We start from the raw sequence: 14,993 nt of genomic DNA on the forward strand, positions 1-14,993 counted from the left end.
AGGGGACTCTGTGGGAGAGTAGGACGCCGCCGAACGATTTTTCAGCTCCGGTCTCCGGGAACCAGTGAATGGTTTCCGGGGACCGGAGCTTTTTTGCGTTTCGGGGTCCGGTTTTCGCTGGTCTGCGGGGCCTGGCACTGCGATGCTGAGGCGATGGCGTACCTGATCAGGCCGGTGACGGCGGACGAGTGGAAGCGGCTCAAGGAGCTGAGGCTGGCGGCGCTGGCCGATCCCGTGGCGCGGGTGGCGTTCCACCAGACGTTCGAGGAGGCGGCGGCGCAGCCGGCGGAGTACTGGCAGCGGCATACCGCGCGCAGCGACAAGAACGGGACCACGCTGACGCTCATCGGCGAAGGGCCGGACGGCAGCTGGGGCGGGATGGTCGTGGTGCGGCTGGTCGAGGGGGCCGAGGTGCCGCAGGCGGAGGTCGTCGCCGTGTACGTACGGCCCGAGCACCGGGGGACGGGGCTGTCGCGGGAGCTCTTCGAGGCGGCGCTCGGCTGGTCGTGGAGCCTGTCGGAGCCGGTCGTGGCCCGCGTACGGGTGTGGGTGCACGAGGAGAACGCCTCGGCGGAGGGGCTGTACCGGGCGCTGGGGTTCGTCCCGACGGGGCGGACGGCGGCGGACCCGAAGAATCCGGCGGCCGTCGAGCGGGAGATGGCACTGGCCCGGCTGTAGACGGGCGCCCGCCGGGGCCGGACGGCTCAGAGCGGCAGGTCGGCGTGGGGCCAGCGGGCGCGGGCCTGTTCCGGGGAGCGCATCGTGGCGAGGGTGAGCAGGCCGCGGGGCGGGTCCGTGCGGAGGAGGTCCGGCAGGGCCGGCAGCGGGGCCAGCGCGGCGATGTCGTCCAGAACGAGGGTGAGCGGCGGGTCGAGGCGGCCGGTGGCGGCGCGGGCGGCGAGCCGACGGCCATGGGCGACGACGTGCGTCAGGAGCGCGGTGAGCAGGGGCATCGCGCCCGGCTCGGTGCGCGGGTCCTCCAGTGCTTCGCCGACGACGTAGAGCGTGCCGCCCTCGTCGAGGAAGGAGTCGAGGGCGAGGGCGTCGGGGCGCTGGGCGTTGCAGGCGTCGCGGATGTGGACGGAGCCGAGGGCGGACAGGGCACGGCCCGCCAATTCCTTCGCGTGGTCGCGGCGTTCAGGGTGGGCGGTCAGCACCGACTCCAGCTCGCCCGCCTGGCCGGCGGCGCACTTCGGGTCGGTGCGCAGGATACGGACCGGCTCCTGGGTGCCGCCGGTGGCGTGCGCCCAGCGGTGCAGCTGGCGGAAGGGGCGCCCGTCCACCGCGGCGGCGTGCAGCCAGCAGCGCAGCAGCGTCCGGGCGGCGTCGGTGACGGCCGTGTCCAGGGCGCTGTGCGGCTGTACGGGGGCCAGCAGCGCGGCGGCGCGGGTGGTGGCGGTGGCGAGGTCCTCGCAGCCGGCCGTCGGAGACCAGCGCAGCCGGGACGGGGTGTCGAGACGGTGCGTCGGGTCGTAGGTGAGCACCGGGCCCAGCTTGGCGCGGGCGTCCTTGGTGGCCGACCAGAGCGAGGGATCGGTGGTCGCGAGGACGACGGGGCCCGGCGCGGCGGTGACGGCGGCCAGGGCGGCGGCGGTGGCGGCACGCCGGTCGGCGCCGAAGTGGAGGCGGGGGAGAGCGGGTTCGGCGGCCGAGGTGGTGAGAGGCGCCGCGGTGGCGGCTGCGGTGGCGGCCAGGGCGGCGGCGGGGATTCCGGGGCCGCCGGTGCCGAGAGCCGCGCTTGCGTCGGGAGCCGTGCCCGTAGGGGGCGGAGTGGCCGTACCCGTAGGGGAGCTGAGGGAGGCCGAGGCCGGGCCGGGGACCGCGGTGGCGCCGAGAGGGGCCGCGGCCGTGCCGAGGGCGGCGCCCGGACCAGGGGCGGGAGCCGTCTCCATGACGGGAGCGGGGACGGCGGGCGTACCGGGAGCGGTACCCGTGCGGGTGTCGGCGTCGGGGGCGGTGGCCGGTGTGGGCCCAGGGGCTGTACCCGGAGACGGGTCGGGGGCCGGCTGTGCGCCCGGGCCCGTGGGGGAGACCGGGGACTGCTTCGGCGGGCCGGGGAGCCTTTCCGCTCGGCGGGCTCGGCGGACGGCTCGGTAGCGGGTGAGGGTTCCCAGGGTGAAGAGGGTCAGGACCAGAAGGACCATCAGTTCGCCGATGAGGAGGCCCCAGAAGAGGCCGTAGCCGGAGAGCTGGTCCTTGGGGGTGGCGGGCCAGGCGCCGGGGAGATCGTGGGGTTCGGCGGCGAGGTGGCGCAGGGCTGTGGGGGTGCCGGAGTAGGTGACGCCGTCGGGCCAGGCGCCGTGGCTGAGGAGCCCGGCGAGACCGGTCGCCGTCCAGATCAGGACGCTCAGGCCGAGAAGGAAGGCGAGCAACCCGATGAGCAGGGAGTCGGGGATGCCGCCGTGCCGGCGGGGGGTCTCGTACCGGGGGCCGCGCGGGCCGGTGGCGTACCGGTCGTCGTACCCCGGCCGTCCGTCGTTCCCGCCCGGATGACCGTCGCGCGGGTCGTGGCCGTACCGGCCGCCGGGGGGCGCGTAGCCGTCGTCGTACGCCCCCGGGTGGCCGGTCGGGTCGGGCGGCGGGGTCACGCCACCGTCTCGCTCGACTCGCCCTGGAGCTGGCGGGCCAGGGCCAGGGCCTCGGCGCGCTGTTCGGCCTCGGCGTCGGCGGCGGCTTCCAGTGCGCGGGCCTCGTCGGTGGGCAGGGCGGAGGCGGCGGAGACCTCGGATGCCTCGGTCATCGCGCGGTCGGTGTAGACCAGCGGGCGTTCCGCCTCGGTGATGAGGTGTTTGACGACCTGGACGTTGCCGTTGACGTCCCAGACGGCGATGCCGGGGGTCAGCGTCGGGATGATCTCGACGGCCCAGCGTGGCAGGCCGAGGACCTGGCCGGTGGCGCGGGCCTCGTCGGCTTTCTGGGCGTAGATCGTGCGGGTGGAGGCCATCTTGAGGATGGCGGCGGCCTCGCGGGCGGCGGCGCCGTCGACGACGTCGCTGAGGTGGTGGACGACGGCGACGAAGGAGAGACCGAGGCGGCGGCCGAACTTCAGCAGGCGCTGGAAGAGCTGCGCGACGAAGGGGGAGTTGATGATGTGCCACGCCTCCTCCACCAGGAAGATGCGCTTCTTGCGGTCCGGGCGGATCCAGGTGTGCTCCAGCCACACGCCGACGATCGCCATGAGGATCGGCATGGCGATGGAGTTGCGGTCGATGTGTGAGAGGTCGAAGACGATCAGCGGGGCGTCGAGGTCGATGCCGGCGCTCGTCGGGCCGTCGAACATGCCGCGCAGGTCACCGTCGACGAGCCGGTCGAGGACGAGCGCGACGTCCAGACCCCATGCCCGGACATCGTCTATGTCGACGTTCATCGCCTCGGCGGCCTCGGCCTCCGGGTGGCGCAGCTGCTCGACGATGTCGGTGAGGACGGGCTGGCGGGGCGCGCCGGAGTCGCCGCCTCCGCCGAATTCGCCGAGGACCGTGGAGTGGGCGACCTTGAGGGCGAAGCCGGAGCGTTCGTCCAGGCCGTGACCCATCGCGACCTCGATGATCGTCCGCAGCAGCGCGAGCTGGCCGGTGGTGGTGATCGACGGGTCGAGCGGGTTGAGGCGGATGCCGCCGTTGAGGGCGGCGGTCGGGTCGAGGCGGATGGGTGTGATGCCGAGCTGTTCGGCGATCAGATTCCACTCGCCGACGCCGTCCTCGCCCTGGGCGTCGAGGACGACGACCTGCCGGTCGCGGAAGCGGAGCTGGCGCAGCACGTACGTCTTCTCCAGCGCGGACTTGCCGTTGCCGGACTCGCCGAGGACCAGCCAGTGCGGGGCCGGAAGCTGCTGGCCGTAGAGCTGGAACGGGTCGTAGATGTAGCCCTTGCCGCTGTAGACCTCGCGGCCGATGATGACGCCGGAGTCACCGAGGCCGGGGGCGGCGGTGGGCAGGTAGACGGCCTGCGCCTGCCCGGTGGAGGTGCGTACGGGCAGCCGCGTCGTCTCCACCTTCCCGAACAGGAAGGTGGTGAAGGCGTCGGTGAGCGCTCCGAGCGGATCGAGCTTGGCCATGACGTACGCGCCTCCCAGCGGCTTAGCGGCGGATTCCGGTCGCGAACGGCAGGGTGTTGACGAACGCACGGTGGTGCTCGCGGTCGCACCACTCCAGCTTGAGATAGGACTTTCCGGCCGAGGCGCGGATGGTGCGCTTGTCGCGGGCGAGCGCCTCGGGCGAGCGGGAGGAGACCGTCAGATAGCCGACGAGGTTGACGCCGGCGGCGCCGGAGGCGAGGTCCTCGCCGCGCTGGTCGACGCGGCCGTGGTGGGCGACGTCGCGGGGGTCGACGACGCGGTTCATCTTCGCGGCGCGGCTGGCCTCGGCGTCGTCGTTGGTCTTCTCCGTCAGCATCCGCTCGATGGCGATCTCGGTGGGCTCCAGGTCCATGCAGACCGCGACGGTGCGGATGACGTCGGGGGTGTGGACCAGCAGCGGGGCGAGGAAGTTGACGCCGACCGGGGTCAGCGGCCACTCCTTGATCCAGGCGGTGGCGTGGCACCAGGGGGCGCGGGTGGTCGACTCGCGGGTCTTGGCCTGGAGATACGTCGGCTCCATCGCGTCCAGCTCGGCGGGCCACGCGTTGCGCTTGCTCATCGCCTGGATGTGGTCGATGGGGTGGTCCGGGTCGTACATGGAGTGCACGAGGGAGGCGAGGCGGGCCTGGCCGAGCGGCTGGCGGACGCGGATGTCGGCCTCGGCGAGGCGGGCGCAGATGTCGGTCAGCTCGCGGGCCATGACGACGGCGAGACCGGCGTCGCGGTCGAGCTTGCCGCGGCCCGGGCCGCCGCGCTGGGCGGCCGCGGCGCGGGCCATCGTCATCGCCTCGGCGGCCAGCTCGCGGTCGTAGTGCATACAGGCGACGAGGTAGGCGCGGTGCTGCTCGGAGGAGGTGGAGACCATCGACTGGAGCTGGTCGTACGACTCCTGGAGCCAGGCGGGGGAGGTGGTGTCGCCGCGCTGGGCGACGTCCTTCGCGTGCGCGTCCGGGTCGGCGGGCAGGGTGCGGGCCAGCATCTGGAGGCGGGTGACGAAGCCGTCGCCGTTGGCGACGTGCTTGAGAAGCGTGCCGAAGCGGTCGACCAGCGCCTCCTGGTCCTCGCTGTCGCGCAGGCCGACGCCGGGTCCCTCGATCTCGATGGCGGCGGTGACGGTGCGGCGGTCGGCGTGGAGGAGGACGGCGACCTCGTCGGGGCCGAAGGGGGCGGCGAGCCAGTTGATGTGGCCGATGCCGGGCGGCGGGCCGATCTCCACCTCGCGGCCGTCGAGCCGGGTGCCGGCCTCGGCGGCGGCGGAGCGGTAGGCGGTGCCGCGGCGCAGGGTACGGCGGTAGCTGCGCCGGATCTCGAACCATTTGTAGAACGTGCGGCCCTTGTACGGGACGTACACCGCGGCCAGCCCCAGCATCGGGAAGCCGGTGAGGGTGATGATCCGCAGGACGAGGACCTGGATCGCCAGACCGGACATCATGCCGAGGAAGGCGCAGGCGATGATCAGGGCGATCTCGCCGGTCTCGCGGTTCTTGCCGACGACGGCGTTGGGCCGGGCGCGGCCGATCAGGTACGTCCTGCGGGGCGCGATCGGATGGGGTGTGGTCACCGCCCCTCACCTCCTGCTGACTTGCCGGTGCGGGAGCCGCCGGGGGCGCCGGAGCCGGGGTTGGTACGGGGGGCCGGTGGGGCGCTGCGGGAGCTGTGGGCGGCGACACCGCCGGCCACTCCGCTCGCCGGGGACTGGCCGCCGCTGCTCTGGGACTGGCCGCCGCCGTCGGACTTGCGGGTGCTGTGGGTCTTGATGCCCTGGGAGACGAGGGCGGCGGGGGAGGAGACCATGGCGGCCGCCTGGCTGCCGTCGGTGGCGCGGCCCTTGTTCGTCCGGGCGGAGATCATTTCGTCGCCGAAGCCGGGGACGAAGCGGTAGATCATCGCGCTGGCGAAGATCGCGAGGACGATGATGGCGAGGCCGGAGACGACGGCGGAGAAGGCGTTGGGGCCCTCGTCGGAGGAGAGCGCGCCGGCGATGCCGAGGACGATCACGATCACCGGCTTCACCATGATCACCGCGATCATGATCCCGGCCCAGCGGCGGACGTGGCCCCACATGTTCTTGTCGACGAGCCCGGCGTAGACGACGGTGCCGAGCAGCGCGCCGACGTACAGCAGCGCGGCGCGGATCACCAGTTCCAGCCAGAGCACACCGGCGGCGAGCACCGAGACCAGCGAGACGACGATCAGCATGATCGGGCCGCCGCCGATGTCGGTGCCCTTGGTCAGCGCCTCGGAGAACGCCCCGAAGAAGGTGTCGGTCTTCGCTCCGGTGCCCTTCGCGATGATCTCGGTGATGCCGTCGGTCGCGGAGACCACGGTGTAGAGGATCAGCGGCGTGAACGCGGAGGCGAGCACGGTCAGCCAGAGGAACCCGATGGCCTCGCTGATCGCCTCCGTCAGCCGTACGCCCCGCATGGCGCGCTTGGCGACGGCGAGCAGCCACAGGACGAGGGTGAGGACGGTCGAGGCGGCGAAGACGACGGCGTACTGGCGCAGGAACGCGGAGTTGGTGAAGTCGACCTGCGAGGTCGCTTTCACCGCGTCGGCCAGCTTGTCGACGATCCAGGCGGCGGCCTTGGCACAACCCTTGGCGAGGGAGGTGAGGGGGTCGAGGGGGTTGTTGTCGAACGGGGTGCTCGGCGAGGTACTGCCGCTCCCCGGTCCGTTGCGCTCGCAGCCCTCCCTGGCGGGACCGCTGAGGATGCTGCAGCGGTCCCTCGTCGGTGACGGATCGGGATCGGGGGCGGCCATGGCGCGGGTGGCGAACATGAACACCGAGGTCTGAGCTGCGGCGAGAACCGAGACGACCGAGAACGCGCGGCGGCTGTTACCGGGCATAGGTGAACCCTCCAAACCCTTCGACCGCACCTGCGATCTCCTTCGCGCCGGATGCGGGGACGTCCCCACTGACCGGTGCGGGACCGTTCTTCTGCGTCTGGGACACGGCCTTCCAGTCCTTGCCGGTCCAGGTCAGCTTCATCGTGACGGTGAACCAGGTGGTCGTCACGGGCTTGGTGGAGCCGGTGCCCGCCATGCCGAGGAGTCCCGTGCACCACACGTCGACGGTCGCTCCGTCGTCGGCGTAGGCAGTGGCCTTGGTGCCGACGGGGATGGTGCGGGAGATGAAGGTCATGCCCGAGGGGACGCTGCCGTCCGGCTTCAGGCCGACGGCCTTGCGGGCATCGGACGCGTAGGCATGGTCGAGGTCCTTCTGGAATGTGCCGACGACGGACGGTGCCATGACCGCGCTGACGATCTGGTGGCGTTTCTGGTCGTCGAACATGTCGGAGGAACCCAGCGCCACCGCGTAGTTCGCCGCCGCCGACTGTGCCCCCTGCTGGGTCTTGGCGAAGCCGGAGGCGATGGTGCCGTTCCTGTCCTTCACCGGGTCGGTGCCGGTGGGGGCGGTGGGCTGGGCCGCGGGGCCGTTCTTGGGGGCGCCGTCCGCGGTGTCGGTGGCGGGGTCGGAGCCGGAGCCGCGGTTGGCGAAGGCGATGGCGGCGATGAGGAGGACCACCACGCCGACGACGGCGATGAGGTTGCGGCTGGAGAGCCCGGACCGGGAGCGGCGTCCTGAGCCGTAGGTGTCGCCCTCGCTGTCCGGAAGTCTGGTGCGGGTCTGGCCGGTGGGACTCGTGTAGTCGCCGCCGTAGCCGTCGTCGCTGGTACTCATCGCGTACGTGCCCCCTCAGCCGCCATTGCCGTCTCCGCCGTCGTCGCCGTCCCCGCAGTGGTGGGGCCGCCCTCGTATGACCGTAGCCGCGTGGTCGGCGGCTCGGGTGAAGTGGTACGGGTACATCTCACCGTGACGGGTCCTCAGCTACTGGGCGATGGGGGCGAATGAGGGGCTGTGCGGCTTTTGCCCCCTTGGTGTGCACCCGCTTCGCCGCCTCCCGCCGTGGCCTTCGTCCCTCCGGACGGACCTGTCCCCACGGGGTGGCCGCCCCAATCGGTCCGCTGGTCGCGGGCGTGCCGGGGCGGGCCGGGGAGCCGGCCGTGCAGGGGTGGGCGAAGGTCAGCATGGGGCCTCGGCGCGGGAGGTGGGGCCGTCGGGGGGTGGATGGAGGCATACGGGCGGCGGACGGGGCGCATGCGGTGGGCGCCGGTGGCGGTCCGGCCCGGGGTGCGGCGCCGCGGTGGGGATCGCGGGGCCCACGGGGGCGGGAAGGTGACGGCCCGTCGGCCGCCGGGAGGGGCGGCCGCGGGGCGTCGGGGGTGCGCTACACGGCCATGCCGTAGACGATCGTGAAGAGGGTGGTGAGGGAGCCGATGATGAAGACGCCGGTGAGTCCGGCGACGATCAGCCCCTTGCCCTGCTCGGCGCTGAAGGTGTCGCGGAGCGCGGTGGCGCCGATGCGCTGCTTGGCGGCGCCCCAGATGGCGATGCCCAGGCAGAGCAGGATCGCGATGGCCATGACCACCTCGATCATCACCTTCGCTTCGTTGCCCAGGCTGCCGAACGGGCCCCAGTCCGGGGCGATTCCGCCGATGATGGTGGTGATGTCGCCCTTACCGGCCGCAATGAACATTTTGAACTCACCGCCCCTTTATGGGTAGTTGTGTTCCCCTGAATATCCGACAGGGGTCAGTCTCCATCTTCGCCGACAAAGACACCACCGGATGTCGACTTGGCGGCATTCTTGCGTGGATCTCGTAGGGGTGGGGTGAGGTTCGGCACCTTCGGTGCCCCACGTCACCCGGCACACCTCTGCGATGTCACTGTGTGTATCACGTATGATAACCGTGAGCAATGATGGGATGAGCCTGCCGATGCGGGGCGCCCGATGCGGGGTGCCTGACGAGGCGTCCGGTGTGCGGGGCCGTTGGCAGGCCGGAGCGGGCCGGAGTGAGCCGGGGTGGGGCCGTCGGGGCAGGTCCGGGGGTGTGCGTCCCTCCCGGGAGGAGGGACGTGGCGTGCGGTGCGATGGTTCCCTGGCGCACCGTCAGGGCGCACCGTTCGTTCCGTATCTCCCGGTGGATGCCGAGGTCGTGGGGCGGCGCCCCGGGGATCGGGAGGGGCCGGGCGCGCCCGGTAGCCTCTCGGCCGTACGCCGCTCCCCGGTGAGCGCCCCCTGCGCCGAGGTGTGCGCCGCCGTGCGGTGGGAACTTCCAGGGGTGGCGGGGAATCGGCGGCGAAGTGAGCCCGGATGGGGGAGGGTTGAGGCGTGCGGAAACTCTGGATTGCAGGCGGTATCGGGGCGGGGCTGATGCTCGGCCTGGTCGCGCTGCTCGTGATCGGCACGTACACCGCGGCCACCGGGCTGGTCGGTGGGGCCGGTGGGCGGGCGCTCGGGCTGGCCAAGGGTGCGGTGCCCGCCGAGTATCAGGCGCTGGTGCAGAAGTGGGGCCAGCTCTGTCCGGCGATAAGTCCCTCGCTGCTGGCCGCGCAGCTCTACCAGGAGAGCGGCTGGAACCCCAGGGCCCAGAGCCCCGCCTCCGCGCAGGGCATGGCGCAGTTCATCCCCGGCACCTGGGCCACCCACGGCATCGACGGCAACGGCGACGGCAAGAAGGACGTCTGGGACCCGGCGGACGCCATCGCATCGGCGGCGTCGTACGACTGTGAGCTGGCGCAGTACGTGAAGGACGCGCCGGGCGACGCCACGCACAACATGCTCGCCGCGTACAACGCCGGCGCCTACCGCGTCATCCAGTACAGCGGCGTCCCGCCCTACGGCGAGACGCAGAACTACGTCAAGACGATCACCACGCTCGCCAAGAGCTTCGAGGCGCCGAGCGCGCCGGTCGCCCCGTCGAAGCAGGCCGCCGCGGCCATCTACTACGCGCAGGAGAAGCTCGGCACGCCGTATCTCTGGGGCGGTACGGGCACCGCCGCGCAGAACGGCCGGTTCGACTGCTCCGGGCTGACGCAGGCCGCGTACCGCTCGGTCGGCATAGAGCTGCCGCGGGTGGCGAACGACCAGTGGAACGCCGGCCCGCACCCCAAGCGCGACGAACTGCTCCCCGGCGATCTCGTCTTCTTCGCCAACGACCTGACGGACCCGCGGTCGATCCACCACGTCGGGATCTACGTCGGCGGCGGCTACATGGTCAATGCGCCGCACACCGGCGCGCTGATCCGGTTCGACAAGATCGATGTGCCGGACTACATCGGTGCCACCCGGGTCACCTCCGATGGCGCGAAAGCGCTGCCCGCTGCGAACACCGCGTGAACATGAGGCGCCCGGCGCCCGGGGTGGGTCACGCTGGGACAACAGGCTGGTGATCTTCCGGTGGAGAACGGAACGACCACGGTGACGGGCGCGTTCTCCTGGCGTCGGACGGTCCGGACGTGGCGGCGCGCCCGGCGCGGCGGTACGGCGGTACGGGACGACCACGGGGGCTGGCAGCAGACACACGGCGCTCGCGCGCGCGGAAGATAAGGGGTCGCAGCAGATGGCTGGACTCGCACTGGTGGGGCCGGACCCGGATGCCGACGTGCTCGGCGGCATCAACGGCCTCGCGAAGGGTGCTCCGGGGTGGGTCAACCACACGATGGAGTATCTCGGCGAATACGGCGTTCCCGCCGCGCTCGCCGTGCTGTGCGTGCTCGCCTGGTGGTCCGTGCGGCGCCGTCCCGGGGCGCCCGCCGCGGTCGCCGGGCTGGTGTGGGCGCCGCTCGCGGCCGGCCTCGCGCTGCTCGCCAACATCCCGATCCGGTCCATCGTCGGCCGCCCCCGCCCGTTCCACGACCAGGCCGGGCTGGCGGTCCTCGTCCCGGGGAAGACCGACTTCTCGTTCGTCAGCGACCACGCGACGCTCGCCATGGCGGTCGGCGCCGGTCTCTTCCTCGTCCGCCGCTCCTACGGCCTGATCGGGATCGGCCTGGCGCTGCTCGAAGGGTTCTGCCGGATCTACCTGGGTGTGCACTACCCGACGGACGTCATCGGCGGGTTCGCGCTGGGCACCGCCGTGGTGCTGCTGCTCGCGCCGGTCGCGCAGGCGCTGCTGGTACCGCTGATGACGCGCCTCGGCCGCTCCCGCGCGGGGCGCCTGGTGCGGGCCCCCGGGGTGCCGGAGACGGTGCGGACGCCCGACGCGGAGGCGGCGGTCGAGGCGGCGTATGCACAGGCGTTCGCGGAGACCTGCGGCGAGCGGTACGCGCCGCAGGGCGCGGGCGACGACCTGGCGCTTCCGGCCCGTACGGCGCTGCCCCGCGGGAAGGGGCCGGAACGCGACCTGGCGGCGTGACGGCGGGGCGGCCGGGCCGGAAGCCCGGTTGCGCCCCGCGCCTCGCCTAGAGCGCCTGCGGGAAAGTGCTGAACAGCCGCTGCGGGTCGTACGTCCGCTTGACCTTGTCCAGGCGGGCGGCGGCCGGTCCGTAGTAGGCGGACTTCCAGTCGGCCAGGGACGGGTCGGTGTAGTTCTGGTAGGCGGCGCCGGAGGCGTGGCGGCGCATCGCGCCGTGGAAGGAGTCGAGCCAGGCGGTGCGGTTGGCGGACGAACCGCCCGCGGGCCAGGACGCCAGGTACTGCGCGAGGAAGCGCGAGCCGCGGTGGACGAACGCGGTGTCGGTGGCGCCGACGCGGTTGATCGCGCCGCCCAGCGCGGTGAAGGCGACATTGCCGGTCACGCCCTTGTGGCCGCCGCTCTCGATCTGCGCCAGCGCCGTCTGGATGCCGGACGCGGACAGCGGCCGGTCGTAGAAGTGCGAGCGCGCCGCGTACGTTTCGCGGCCCAGCTGGCCCGGGGCGGTCTGGCCGGGCAGTGCGCCGGGTGCGTGGCACTGCGCCGTCGTCTTGGAGGAGCAGCCCGCGTACGCCTCCATCGCGTCCAGGTGGTCGATGGGGGTGAGCCGCACGGAGGTCGCGGGGCCCGGGCCGCCGGGCTGGTCGGCGAGCTGGTCGACGGCGTTCTGCAGGTCGCGGTAGCCGCCCATGGAGAACGCCGCGACGGAGACGGCGGGGGTGCCGCCGGGGCGGGCGTCCAGATGGCAGGCGGACCATATCTCGTCCGCCTGCGAGGGGCCCCACTTCTGCCAGGAACCCAGCACGTTGGCGGCCTTCGCCCACGGCCACGTCATGTACGCCATGACCGAACGCGGCGCGGGGTGCGTACGGAAGCGGAGTGCGGTGACGACGCCGAAGTTGCCGTTGCCGGCGCCGCGCAGCGCCCAGAAGAGGTCGGGGTGGTGCGAGGCGTCGCACTCGACGGTCTTGCCGTCGGCTGTGACGACCGTCGCGCCGACGAGGGAGTCGCAGGTCAGGCCGTATGCACGGGAGGTGACGCCGTGTCCGCCGCCCAGGGTGAGGCCGGATATCGCGACGGTCGGGCAGGAGCCGCCGGGCAGCGTGACGCCGTGCGCGCCGAGCCCGGTGTAGATGTCGATGAGCTTGGCGCCCGCGCCGATCGCGACCTCGCCGCCGGACGGCGTGCCGACCGAGTCGAGTTTCGAGACGTCGATGACGAGCTTGCCGTTGCCGCTGGAGTAGCCCGCGTAGGAGTGGCCGCCGCTGCGGATGGCGACGGGGGTGCGGTAGCGGCGCGCGAAGGAGAGGCACTCGGCGATGTCCGAGGGGTGCGCGACATAGGCGACCGCCGACGGCTTCAGGGAGTCGTAGCGGGTGTTGTAGAGCCGTCCGGCCGCGGCGTACGCGGCGTCCGAGGGGCGGATGAGCTTCCCGTCGAGGCTCTTGGCCAGGGCGGTCCAACCGGCCTTGGTGGCAGCCGGCTTGGCGGCCGAGGTGGTGGTGGCGGTGAGCGCCTCGCCGGGCGTCGTCGCGGAGGCGGAGGAGCCGTCGGCCGCGCCGTTCGTGGTGCAGCCGGTGGCCCAGACGACCGAGGTGGCCGCGAGACCGCCACCGGTTTGCAGGAGTGTGCGGCGCTTCATGGGTGAATGTCCCCTCGTGGTGATCCGGCGTCCCCGTACGGCCACGGGTCCGGCCGGTGGCCGAGGGGTGCGGCGCCGGGGCGTCCGACGCCGCCGTGGGGGCGGCGCTCCGGGGGCGCGTGTGGGCCCCGAAGGGCCGTCAGGTCGGCGCTCCGCCGGTGCCCGGTGCCGTCGTTCTCTCCCTACCCAGATGCGGCCGGGCGGTTGGCGGTTCCCGGACGGCGGATCATTCCGGGCGCGCGGCGGCGGTCAGATGGCGTTCGGCGTCGGTGCGGGCCTGGGAGCGGGCGCGGCGGGCGGCGCCGCGCCAGCCGCAGGAGCAGCCCGCCGAGATGAAGGAGCCGCGTTCGGAGGTGGAGGTGCGGTGCCCGGCCGGGGCGCCGTCGGCGGCGGGCGCGGGGACGGAGAGGCCCGACGGGTGGGGGTGCGGGGCGCGATCGGTCACCCCGCCACGCTACGCGCCCCGGGTGGCATGGCGTGACGGGCCCCGGAAACGGTCGTTGAACGGGGCGGTCGGCAGGAATCCGGCCGTCCGGAACGGGCCGCGCGATGCGGACCGCCGGTGCGCGGGGCGCCCGATCGGCGGCTCCGCACCGGCCGTTCCGGGTCCGCCCAGGGGAAGCGGCCGAAGGGGCTCGTAGGCGATGGTGGCGCAGGTCGGACGGGAGACGGGCGCGGTCGTCGCGGCGTTGGTGTGCGGGGCGGGGCTGCTGACGGCGGGGTGTTCGGCGGGCGGGGCGTCCGCCGACGGGCTGCCGGGTACGGGCTCCCCGGCGGCCGAGCGGGTGGTGCGGGGCAGTGCCGATGCGCTGCTGCGGGCCGGCGGGGCGCGGGTCACCTCGACGATGGAGACGGTCAGCGGCGGCACCCGGGTCGCGATCCGGGGGAGCGGTGAGTACGACTTCCGGCGCGGGACGGGGCGGCTGCGGCTGACACTGCCGGACGCGGCGGGCGAGGGGCACGGGCCGCGGCCGCCGGTCACCGAGATCCTGGTGCCGGGCGCGCTCTACATGAAGAACCGCGGGGCCGGGGTGCCCGCGGACAAATGGGTGCGTATCGATGCGACGGGCCTCGCGGACGGCAATCTCGTCACCGGCGGGGCCACCGATCCGCTGGCCGCCGCCGAACTGCTGCGGGGGGCGCGGGAGGTGACGTACCGGGGCGAGGCGCGGGTCGACGGGGTCGCGGTGCGGCACTACAGCGGGACGGCGGACCTCGCGGCGGCGGCCGGGGCGGCGTCGGCGCGGACCCGGCCGGTGCTGACGGCGGCGGAAAAAGGGTTCACCACGCGACGGGTGCCGTTCGACGTCTACCTGGACGGGGCGGGGCGGCTGCGCCGGGTCAGCCAGCACTACCGCTTCGCCAACGGTTCGCGGCGCGGCGCGGCGGTGACGTCGACGACCGAACTGGACCACTTCGGCCGCCGGCCGGAGGTGGCGCTGCCGCCGCGGGAGGCGATCTACACGGGGCGGATCGCGGCCACGGGGGCGTGACGGGGGCCGCGACCGGCGAGGGGTGACGGGTCGACAGTGCAGCGGGTGGACAAGGGGGTCGGGCGGGGCCGTGCGGGTTCCGCGTCCGTGCGCCGGGCCGGTTCCCGTGGGGCTTTCAGGTCGGCCCGCTAGTGGCTGACCCTCGGAAGATCGCGTTCCCGACCGTCGGTTTTCGGCCTTCTCCGGAGCGGTACGAAGGAGGCCCCGCCACCCGTGCGGGGGTGGCGGAAATGGTCCTTCCGTGCCATGGGCGGCGGGTGGCGCCGTCCCTACGCTGGGCGGTGTCCGCCTCGGAGGGGGAGGCGCGCGAAGGAAGGTGTCGTCCGTGACCGTGACCTGCGATGCGACGGTTCAGGACCGCGTGGCCCTCGTCGAGATCGAGCTGATCGGCGAGCTGATGATCGCCGCGGCGGCCGCGAGCGAGGAGCGGCTGAGCCCGGACCGGATCGATGAACTGCTGGACGTCGGCGGACGCCGGCGGCGGGAGCGGTCCGCCTAGGTGTGTTGTTCGGTGAGGTTGGTGACGCGGCTGGCGGGTGTGTGGCCGCTGATTCCGGTGTGGGGTCGGTGGTAGTTGTACCAGTGC

13 protein-coding genes are annotated in these 14,993 nt (G+C 73.1%); 5 read left to right on the top strand and 8 right to left on the bottom strand.

Annotation, left to right across the window (positions count from 1 at the left end; translation table 11 throughout):
• Positions 1 to 153 precede the first annotated feature (153 nt).
• The gene (locus ACF1BH_RS30685; protein WP_391647694.1) at positions 154 to 678 is read left to right on the top strand and encodes a GNAT family N-acetyltransferase; all 525 of its coding nucleotides are present in this window, start codon (positions 154 to 156) and stop codon (positions 676 to 678) included.
• A 26-nt stretch (positions 679 to 704) separates the two neighbouring features.
• Here the strand turns inward: ACF1BH_RS30685 and ACF1BH_RS30690 are convergent, their stop codons facing one another.
• The 6 genes from ACF1BH_RS30690 to ACF1BH_RS30715 all read right to left on the bottom strand — a co-directional run bounded on the left by ACF1BH_RS30690 (position 705) and on the right by ACF1BH_RS30715 (position 8,613).
• The gene (locus ACF1BH_RS30690; RefSeq protein WP_391647696.1) at positions 705 to 2,588 is read right to left on the bottom strand and encodes a type VI secretion protein; all 1,884 of its coding nucleotides are present in this window, start codon (positions 2,586 to 2,588) and stop codon (positions 705 to 707) included.
• Entirely contained in the window at positions 2,585 to 4,054 is a 1,470-nt protein-coding gene (locus ACF1BH_RS30695) for an ATP-binding protein (RefSeq protein WP_391647697.1), read from the bottom strand. Before ACF1BH_RS30695 ends, ACF1BH_RS30690 begins: the two co-directional genes overlap by 4 nt.
• Before the next feature lie 22 nt (positions 4,055 to 4,076).
• Positions 4,077 to 5,636, bottom strand: a complete 1,560-nt coding sequence (locus tag ACF1BH_RS30700) for an SCO6880 family protein (RefSeq protein ID WP_391647698.1) — start codon at positions 5,634 to 5,636, stop codon at positions 4,077 to 4,079.
• A complete protein-coding gene (locus ACF1BH_RS30705; protein WP_391647699.1) occupies positions 5,633 to 6,922 on the bottom strand; it encodes a hypothetical protein in 1,290 nt (429 codons plus the stop codon). Before ACF1BH_RS30705 ends, ACF1BH_RS30700 begins: the two co-directional genes overlap by 4 nt.
• Complete coding sequence (locus tag ACF1BH_RS30710) at positions 6,912 to 7,757, bottom strand: hypothetical protein (protein ID WP_391647700.1); 846 nt, start codon at positions 7,755 to 7,757, stop codon at positions 6,912 to 6,914. The genes ACF1BH_RS30705 and ACF1BH_RS30710 overlap by 11 nt, the downstream gene beginning before the upstream one ends.
• A gap of 547 nt (positions 7,758 to 8,304) precedes the next feature.
• Positions 8,305 to 8,613 carry a hypothetical protein gene (locus ACF1BH_RS30715; protein WP_391647702.1) on the bottom strand — a complete coding sequence of 103 codons (309 nt, stop codon included), beginning with the start codon at positions 8,611 to 8,613 and terminating at the stop codon, positions 8,305 to 8,307.
• Positions 8,614 to 9,249: 636 nt separating this feature from the next.
• Here ACF1BH_RS30715 and ACF1BH_RS30720 point away from each other — a divergent pair.
• A complete protein-coding gene (locus ACF1BH_RS30720; protein WP_391647703.1) occupies positions 9,250 to 10,257 on the top strand; it encodes an NlpC/P60 family protein in 1,008 nt (335 codons plus the stop codon).
• Positions 10,258 to 10,480: 223 nt separating this feature from the next.
• Complete coding sequence (locus ACF1BH_RS30725; protein WP_391647705.1) at positions 10,481 to 11,275, top strand: phosphatase PAP2 family protein; 795 nt, start codon at positions 10,481 to 10,483, stop codon at positions 11,273 to 11,275.
• Between the two features lie 46 nt (positions 11,276 to 11,321).
• On the opposite strand, the gene ACF1BH_RS30730 is transcribed toward ACF1BH_RS30725, so the two are convergent.
• Positions 11,322 to 12,914, bottom strand: a complete 1,593-nt coding sequence (locus ACF1BH_RS30730) for an FAD-binding oxidoreductase (RefSeq protein WP_391647706.1) — start codon at positions 12,912 to 12,914, stop codon at positions 11,322 to 11,324.
• Between the two features lie 226 nt (positions 12,915 to 13,140).
• Complete coding sequence (locus ACF1BH_RS30735; RefSeq protein ID WP_391647707.1) at positions 13,141 to 13,359, bottom strand: hypothetical protein; 219 nt, start codon at positions 13,357 to 13,359, stop codon at positions 13,141 to 13,143.
• A gap of 199 nt (positions 13,360 to 13,558) precedes the next feature.
• On the opposite strand from ACF1BH_RS30735, the gene ACF1BH_RS30740 reads away from it, so the two are divergent.
• Together ACF1BH_RS30740 and ACF1BH_RS30745 are read left to right on the top strand one after the other, a co-directional pair.
• Positions 13,559 to 14,407, top strand: coding sequence for a hypothetical protein (locus ACF1BH_RS30740; protein ID WP_391647708.1), 849 nt, complete (start codon positions 13,559 to 13,561; stop codon positions 14,405 to 14,407).
• Positions 14,408 to 14,732: 325 nt separating this feature from the next.
• A complete protein-coding gene (locus ACF1BH_RS30745; RefSeq protein ID WP_391647709.1) occupies positions 14,733 to 14,906 on the top strand; it encodes a hypothetical protein in 174 nt (57 codons plus the stop codon).
• Positions 14,907 to 14,993 lie beyond the last annotated feature (87 nt).

The sequence above is a fragment of the Streptomyces sp. NPDC014733 genome, assembly GCF_043083385.1.
GTDB lineage: Bacteria > Actinomycetota > Actinomycetes > Streptomycetales > Streptomycetaceae > Streptomyces.